The organism is Flammeovirga yaeyamensis, from assembly GCF_018736045.1.
Lineage (GTDB): Bacteria > Bacteroidota > Bacteroidia > Cytophagales > Flammeovirgaceae > Flammeovirga > Flammeovirga yaeyamensis.
The window spans coordinates 156,835-165,000 of the sequence record NZ_CP076132.1 but is presented as its reverse complement, the minus strand read 5'-3'; the positions used below and the strand labels follow the sequence as shown (position 1 = coordinate 165,000).

The 8,166-nt window shown below is 35.6% G+C and carries 5 protein-coding genes (1 of these 5 only partly in view); 2 read left to right on the top strand and 3 right to left on the bottom strand.

Features of this window, described 5'->3' with window-relative positions; translation table 11 throughout:
- A protein-coding gene (locus KMW28_RS00595; RefSeq protein WP_169665872.1) for a M14 family zinc carboxypeptidase crosses the window boundary here: on the bottom strand, positions 1-1,430 show its 5' portion. Its footprint begins 1,000 nt before the window's first position; 1,430 of the gene's 2,430 nt are visible here — the first part of the coding sequence; it begins with the start codon at positions 1,428-1,430; its stop codon lies off the left edge, out of view.
- Positions 1,431-1,758: 328 nt separating this feature from the next.
- On the opposite strand from KMW28_RS00595, the gene KMW28_RS00590 reads away from it, so the two are divergent.
- Entirely contained in the window at positions 1,759-2,121 is a 363-nt protein-coding gene (locus KMW28_RS00590; RefSeq protein ID WP_169665870.1) for a hypothetical protein, read from the top strand.
- A 55-nt stretch (positions 2,122-2,176) separates the two neighbouring features.
- Here KMW28_RS00590 and clpB read toward each other — a convergent pair whose 3' ends face one another.
- Together clpB and KMW28_RS00580 are read right to left on the bottom strand one after the other, a co-directional pair.
- Complete coding sequence (gene clpB, locus KMW28_RS00585; protein ID WP_169665868.1) at positions 2,177-4,792, bottom strand: ATP-dependent chaperone ClpB; 2,616 nt, start codon at positions 4,790-4,792, stop codon at positions 2,177-2,179.
- A 676-nt stretch (positions 4,793-5,468) separates the two neighbouring features.
- Positions 5,469-7,256 (bottom strand): glycoside hydrolase family 15 protein, encoded by a 1,788-nt coding sequence (locus KMW28_RS00580; protein ID WP_066211048.1) that lies wholly within the window; start codon positions 7,254-7,256, stop codon positions 5,469-5,471.
- A gap of 335 nt (positions 7,257-7,591) precedes the next feature.
- Here KMW28_RS00580 and KMW28_RS00575 point away from each other — a divergent pair, with 335 nt between their 5' ends.
- The gene (locus KMW28_RS00575; protein WP_169665866.1) at positions 7,592-7,978 is read left to right on the top strand and encodes a DUF1573 domain-containing protein; all 387 of its coding nucleotides are present in this window, start codon (positions 7,592-7,594) and stop codon (positions 7,976-7,978) included.
- Positions 7,979-8,166 lie beyond the last annotated feature (188 nt).

Here is an 8,166-nt window from a genome sequence, read left to right as displayed (position 1 = left end):
TTTACAGCCAAAGCCTCTACGCCATAAGCAAAAGGTAATGCCCATGCAGTTAAATCATAAGTTAAAGAATCGGTCCTTTCCGTAAAGGGCTCCATCAAAACTTGCAACGCTCTTCCTTTAGGTTGATGTACATTTAAAATGATATCTCCTTTATTTACCTTCGATTTTAATTCAGAATTTGAAAAGTAATCATAGGCGGTTACATTGAAATCATCAGTTGCATAAGAATAAGCTATCTGATGACGATCCATTAACTCTAATAACCTATCTATATTTTTCTTCTTTCTAAATGAGTCCTTGATAATAAAATGTTGGTAACCATTATTAGGGGCATGATCAAAAAAATGCTCGAACTGATGAAGCAATTCTTTTTTATTCTCACTTGCCGTATAAATCGAAATCATTGAAGTTTCAAAATGCTTTTCGATCCTTCCTTTTAATGTGATAGGCTGAATAATATTCGAACTCTTAAATTCCAACCCAGCGACACCATGTCCTCCTTGTTCAAAAGTAAAACCTATCGCTCCATTAAATGAAGTCCAACTATCACCATAAGATGGGTACAGAAGATCAAAAATCTCTTCTGTGAAATAGTCCCATTGATTTTCTTTAAACAATGTCTCATAATTATCTGATGCAATTCGCTGATATTTTCTTTGCCAAGGAGTAATCGACTGATGAATAGGTTCTGCTGGCGGTCCGAAAAAGTAAGAATACTGAGGCATCATTTCATGAAAATCAACATACACATGGGGCATATATTCTTTATACACCTCATACCTTAACCTAGACTCTCTTTGTGTTTGCCAAGCCCAATCTCTATTTAAATCAAATAAATAATGATTATACCTACCCGTTGGCCAACGCTCTTTATGTGTCCAATGACTTACAGAAGAATTATTGAATTTTCCTTTCTTCATTCGAAAATCATTCACATATCTTTCTCTTCCATCAGGGTTTAAACAAGGGTCTATAATAACTACTAGGTTTTCCAGTGCATCATTTAACTTTACCTCATCTCCTTCTAAAAGGTGATGAATTACTTTTAAGGCCACCTCTGTACCTGATGCCTCATTTCCATGTACATTATACCCTAACCAAACGAATGGTACATCTGTAGATGTTTTTCCATCTGATAACCCTGCCCTAATGATATTGTCTGATTTCAGTTTGTCCAGTCTTGCGATGTTTTTCTCTGATGATATGACTAATAAGGTAAGTGGTCGACCTTCTGATGTGGTACCATAGTTATGAATCAAAGTCTTTTTGGGATAAGCAGTATGTGCTTCATTCAAATAATTAATTACTTGATGATGATAAGTGAAATTGCTACCCAACTCATATCCTAAATATCTACTTGGAGAGGATAATTGAGCAACAGTTAGGTGAGTGATAAAAAATAAAGAAAAAAGAAGACCGAGAATCCTCATATAAAAAGCTTAATCCTTGAATTATAATTAATTATAGTTCAAGTTATGAATTTTGTTTAGAATGAAGATGAATTTATTGTAAAAAAAGAAGACACCTTATGTTCATAACACTGCAACTTATGCAACTAACTGATAAATAATAAGTTATTTCCTGCGAAAAAATAGTAAAATATACACTTAGAAATTTTACATAATAAATTTAAATAGCTATAATTGTAGATAAGGTATCCCCCTTAGAACCAAATATTTCATTTACTACTATTATATTTTTTTCATGCGACTATTCAAATCTTTTTTTACCCTGTGTTTCGCATTACTATTGTTAAGCATGGGGAAAACAATCGCAAATGACAACAATGGACCTACTTCAAAGTCTAAAGTAAGTACGAGTACTACTGTTAAAGCAACAACACGTTACGTCTTTTTTAAAGCTGTAAGAAAAGATTGCTTGGAAGGCGACACAGAAATTCTCTCTTCTATCGTCGAAATTGACATTACTAAATTCTCAAAAGAGAAATTCAAGTTACTAGCTGACTTCCAAAAGGAAGTTCAACAAAAGTATCCAAAGAATGTGATTCACGTGAATTTGGGAAGCATTGAAGGTGTTTATACTAACCTTCGTGAAGCAACAACTGCTAAGAAAAACATTATTGATAATGTTCGAGAAGTTCGATCTGTAGTATTAAAGTAAAAGAAAGCGATGTACTCTAAATGAATACATCGCTTTTTTTTTGATAATTATCCGATTATCTATTCTTAAAGATCAGTTTACCCGAGTCAGGTTCAACGTCAATCAAAACAACACTGTCTTTCTCAACATCTCCACCCAAGATAGATTTTGATAAATCATTAAGAATATATCTTTGAATTACTCTCTTTAAAGGTCTTGCCCCAAATTCTGGTTCATAACCTAAATTGGCTACTTGTTGTAACGCTTCTGGAGTAATTTCTATTTCTACGCCATTGCTTCTAATTCTTTGTTGTATATCCTTAAACTGAATTGCAGCAATTTTCTTCATGTTCTCTCTTGTCAAAGGTTGGAACATTAAGATCTCGTCGATCCTATTCAAGAACTCTGGTCGAACCGTTTGTTTTAGCAATTGAAGTGCTTTCTCCTTGCTATCATCAAGAATTTCTTCTTTTTCGATAGTTGCGGATGCTTTTTCCAAGTCGCTAATTCTATCCATCATGAAATGTGCTCCCATATTTGAAGTCATAATCACAATTGTGTTCTTAAAATCGGCTACTCGACCTTTGTTGTCAGTAAGTCGACCATCATCCAATACCTGAAGTAAAATATTGAAAACATCAGGATGTGCTTTCTCAATTTCATCTAACAAGATCACAGAATAAGGTCTTCTTCTTACTTCCTCGGTTAACTGACCACCTTCGTCATATCCAACGTAACCCGGAGGCGCTCCAATCAGACGGCTTACCGCATGTCTTTCTTGGTATTCCGACATATCGATTCTGACCATTGCCTTTTCATCATCAAATAGATATTCGGCCAATGCTTTGGCCAATTCGGTCTTACCCACACCGGTCGTACCTAAGAATAAGAAAGAACCAATAGGTCTTCTTGGATCTTGTAATCCTGCTCTACTTCTACGCACTGCATCAGAAATAGCTGTAATTGCCTCATCTTGTCCAGCCACTCTTCGTCCTAACTCTGCTTCAAGGTGAAGTAGTTTTTCTCTTTCCCCTCTCAACATTTTAGCAACAGGAATACCTGTCCAACGAGCAACAACCTCAGCGATATCATCAGAAGTTACTTCTTGACGGAGCATTACGTTACCTGTCGCAGATTCTTTCTCTGCTTCCAATTGAAGTTCTTCCAACTGTTTTTCAGCTTCTACTATTTTCCCGTACCTGATTTCAGCTACGCGTCCATAATCACCGCTTCTTTCTGCTTGATCCGCTTCAATTTTATATTTATCGATATCCCTTTTAAGTTGTTTTACAGCATCAAGAGTTTGTTTTTCTCTTTTCCACTCATCTTCCAACTCATTCAGTTTACCTGTAAGCAATCTGATTTGATCTGTAAGAATATTTTCTTTTTCGACATCATTTTCTCTACGGATAGCCTCTCTCTCGATTTCCAACTGCATCACCTTACGTTTGATCTCGTCTACCTCCTCAGGCATAGAGTTCATTTGAATACGCATACGCGATGCCGCCTCATCCATTAAGTCGATGGCTTTATCTGGAAGAAAACGATCAGAAATATATCTATTGGATAATTCAACAGAAGCGATAATTGCATCGTCTTTGATCCTTACCCCGTGGTGAACTTCGTATTTTTCTTTGATACCTCTCAAAATAGAAATAGCATCGTCAACATTCGGCTCACCAACAGTGACCGGCTGGAATCGTCTTTCTAAAGCCTTATCTTTCTCAATATATTTTTGATATTCCTTTAGTGTTGTCGCACCAATCGATCTTAACTCTCCTCTAGCTAATGCAGGCTTTAATAAGTTCGCTGCATCCATTGCACTATCACCTCCAGCACCTGCACCGATTAAAGTATGGATCTCATCAATAAATAAGATGATTTTACCTTCAGCACTTTGTACTTCTTTGATGACCGCTTTTAGTCTTTCCTCGAACTCACCTTTGTATTTAGCTCCAGCGACCAATGCGCCCATATCTAATGATGCAATAGAAATATCTTCCAAGTTTTCTGGAATATCCCCTGCCACAATACGCTGTGCTAAACCTTCGGCAATAGCCGTCTTACCTACACCCGGCTCACCAATAAGCATTGGGTTGTTTTTGGTTCTACGAGAAAGGATCTGTAAAACTCTACGGATTTCCTCATCTCTACCAATAACAGGATCTAACTTACCGTCTCTAGCCAATTGTGTTAAGTCAATAGCATATCGTTCTAAAGATTGATATTGACCTTCGGCATTCTGATCAGTTACTTTACTTCCTTTACGTAACTCCGTAATTGCCTTTTTCAAGTAATCAGTAGTAAAACCTGCTTGCTTTAATAATTGAGCAGTTTTATCATTTCCTTGTAAAAGACCTAATACTATATGTTCTACTGCTACAAACTCATCGCCCATTTCAGACATAAACCTTTCTGCATCTTGAAGAGCTTTTGCTGCTTCGTTTGACAAGTATGGATTATCTCCAGAAGATTTTGGATAAGCAGTAACAATACTGTCTAATTGTTGATTTAAGGTCGCTTTATCCGCTTTTATCTTATTCGTCAAGAAAGTAATCATATTATCTTCTTGCTCGATAACCGCTTTTAAAATGTGACCTTTTTCAATAATTTGTTGTTGATATCCCTTCGCAATAGTTTGTGCTTTTTGCAGTACCTCTTGAGAACGGATGGTATATTTTTCGAAATTCATATGCTTTGAATATTAATTTAAGTTATAGAGACTCAATTAAATTTTATAACTACCCATTGATCAATAACCGTTCAAAAGTAAGTTTTAAGACAATTTTTCCTCTTTGCACTAATTATTTGATACACGATCAGACAAAACGACATTAATCAACTAAAAAACAGAGAGTTAAAATGACAATACGACAGAATTTTAGGTAATAAGTAAGAGGGAATAACTAATAGGAAGCTAGTTTTTTTATGAAAAAGCTCTTGTGAATAACGAGGTGATAGTGTTCTTAGAGGGAAAGCTACCTAAGTTAACGCTCGTTTTAACTAAGGAAGTAAGGAACTAAGAAACTAAGGGAGGGGTTACTTTTTAGGGTTATGTATCAAAAGCCCAGGAATTAAAACTTAAGTCAACTCACCTCCCAAAACGAGGAGGTGTAACCCCTCGATATAAGAACCGGATGAATAAGATGAAAAAAAGTCAATGATTTTCTGTCGAACACATCTATCTGTTTGTCTATTATGTACAAACACTACTTATAACAAATAATTACCCTATCTCATGAAAGTATTAGAATATATCGGTTTAGCTGTTTTGGCTGTTGTCGTAATTTTTAAATCAATTATTATAGGAAAATAAAAAGGCAATTGTATTGCTACAACTGCCCTTAACTTTAAGTCCCCCTAGTTTATTACAAGAAATTAGGAAGGTCTAATTTCTTCGAAATTCTGTAAGCGGCGTTCATCAAACCTACGTGACTGTATGTTTGAGGGAAATTACCCCACTGACTGCCATCATTCGAATCTACATCTTCTGATAACAAGCCAACGTGGTTTGCATAGCTACTTACTTTTTCAAAGTATTCAATTGCTTCTTTCACTCTTCCCACACAAGCTAATGCTTCGATGTACCAATAAGCACAAATAAGGAAAGTAGTTTCCGGAGCTCCAAAATCATCTACGTGACGGTAACGATAGAATAATCCATCTTTTGCCATCAATTCTTTCTCCATTCCAGCCAAGTGTCTTCTTGCTCTTTCAGAATTTGGATCAAGATAGTTCATGGTGATCAATTGCAAACAAGAAGCATCCATATCTTTCGCTCCTGCAGCTTGCATATATACACCTGTTTCTTCATCATAACAACGTTCGATCATTTCAGCAGCACGCTCTTTGATTTTAAGTGCTTTGTCTGCCATCTTCACATCGTCGAAGTATTGTGCCATCTTATAGGCAGCAGATGCCCCTGCCCAGTGGAACAAGAAAGTATAACAGTAATGTCCTGGACGATCTCTAAATTCCCAAAGACCTGCATCTTTCTCCTCCATTGTATCAGCGATCTTCTGTAAAGTATGCTCTACCAATTTCTTTGTATGCATACGGTACTTATTGGTGAATCGCTTATCGGCATATAGTGGTAATAAAGAGGTTAATACCTGTCCATATACATCATTTTGAATATGAGTATAGGCATCATTACCAATTCTTACAGGTTTATTTTCACCCAAATACCCTTTTAATGGCATTTCGATTTCTGTAATCTGCTTTTGTGCCGTAATAGTATATAATGGCTGATATCGATCTTCTTCTTGTCGAGTAACATTCTCGATATATTTAAAGTAGGCTTCTACTTCTTCGAAGTGACCAATGTTGTTAAAGGCATTCAGAGTATAGAAAGAATCCCTCATCCAACAATATCTATAATCCCAGTTTCTTGTACTCTTATGGTACTCTGGTAATGAAGTAGTACCTGAGGCGATAATAGCTCCAGTATCTTCATACTGATGTATCTTAAGGATTAACGATGAACGGATTAATTTTTCTTGATGGAAGAAACTAATTGACGTCGATTTCACCCAGTTTCTCCAGTATCTTTTCGTTTTTGTAAAGAAAGCCTCCGAAGTAGCTTCGATTGCTGCTTCTAATGGAGCACCGTAAGTTAATACAGTGTAAACCGCACCACTCAATACAAATGGATTTTCTTCCATTACATAAGAAAGTGGAATATTGGTTGTTAATCGCATATGTTGGTCATAGCCCAGGTAGCGAATGTGATTCGACCCTTGAGATTTCTCTGGTGTAAATTCACCATATTCCCCAGTAGGATTACAAACAACCTTAATCGATGGAGTGCCTTGTAATGGTTCGATCTTACGAATCATCATTAAAGGCTTATAATAACGGTCATCTTGTTCGAAACGAGGTGCAAAGTCAGTCACTTTAAAATCACCTTCCTCAGTATATACCTCGGTAACAAGAATGTTGGTGTTGGTAACGTAATATTGTTTGGTTTCCTTGATTTTCGCAGTAGGTTTAACAGAGAACTCCCCACCCTTTTCATCATCAAGTAAATCACCGAAAATAAAGCTGCTATCAAATCTTGGCCAACACAACCAACGCACACTAGCTTTTGTATCAATATAGGCCATAAACGCACAGTTGCCTATGACACCCATATCGTACTTATGAGTTTTTTTCATGTTTAGTAATTATAGTTAATTGTCACTTTGGATGTTTGTCTGTCATCAATTTAAGAATAAAAACATCAAAAAATAAATTTCAACCGATAGCAATTTTGATTTAATACGTTTTAAAATCAGATATTTCGAATAATAATTTCTATTTGATAAACATTTCAGTGCATTTATTCTTATTAAAAATAAAAGATGACAAGGTTTTTGCTTATTAAATATTAAATCAATTATTGGCTTATCAGAAATAGATTCTCTTTTTTTGATTTATTCCTAAATTGTCAATCACAAAGCGAATTGCTTCATAGAGAGAAAAGATTTTTTGATTCAAAATTATACACATAATGAAAAAGGTTTTATTTACTTTTTTGATCGGATTATTTGCTTTAGCGGTACAAGCACAAGACGCTAAAGGTCCGGTAATCACATTTGCTGAAAACACTTACGAATTCGGTGATATCCACCAAGGTGATGTTGTTGAACACACTTTTAAGTTTACAAACACAGGAGATGCTCCTTTGGTGATCATCAATGTTTCTACTACTTGTGGATGTACTGCACCAAAATGGCCAAAAGAGCCAATCGCTGCTGGTGAAGAAGGTGAAATCATTGTAAAGTTCAACTCTAGAGGAAAAAGAGGTGTTCAGAACAAACCGATCACTATTCAATCAAATGCTAAATCGCCAACAAGAATTTCGATTACAACAAACGTTTTAGTCGACAATAACTAGTCGAAAAAAAGGTTTTTTATATATAAAGAAAGACTTCGAGAAATCGAGGTCTTTTTTTTATGTCATACATCAAGGTTGCAAACTATCAATACTTTAACACTTATTGTTAAACATCTCTAAATAAGTAAACAAAACACGATCTGAGGGACGATTAGACTCGTTATGATAATTATGAGTTTTAACATTTT

Excerpts from the sequence above, each read along its gene's own strand:
- KMW28_RS00590 (WP_169665870.1), top strand. The coding sequence starts at position 1,759 with ATGGGGAAAACAATCGCAAATGACAACAATGGACCTACTTCAAAGTCT.
- clpB (WP_169665868.1), bottom strand. The coding sequence starts at position 4,792 with ATGAATTTCGAAAAATATACCATCCGTTCTCAAGAGGTACTGCAAAAA.
- KMW28_RS00580 (WP_066211048.1), bottom strand. The coding sequence starts at position 7,256 with ATGAAAAAAACTCATAAGTACGATATGGGTGTCATAGGCAACTGTGCG.
- KMW28_RS00575 (WP_169665866.1), top strand. The coding sequence starts at position 7,592 with ATGAAAAAGGTTTTATTTACTTTTTTGATCGGATTATTTGCTTTAGCG.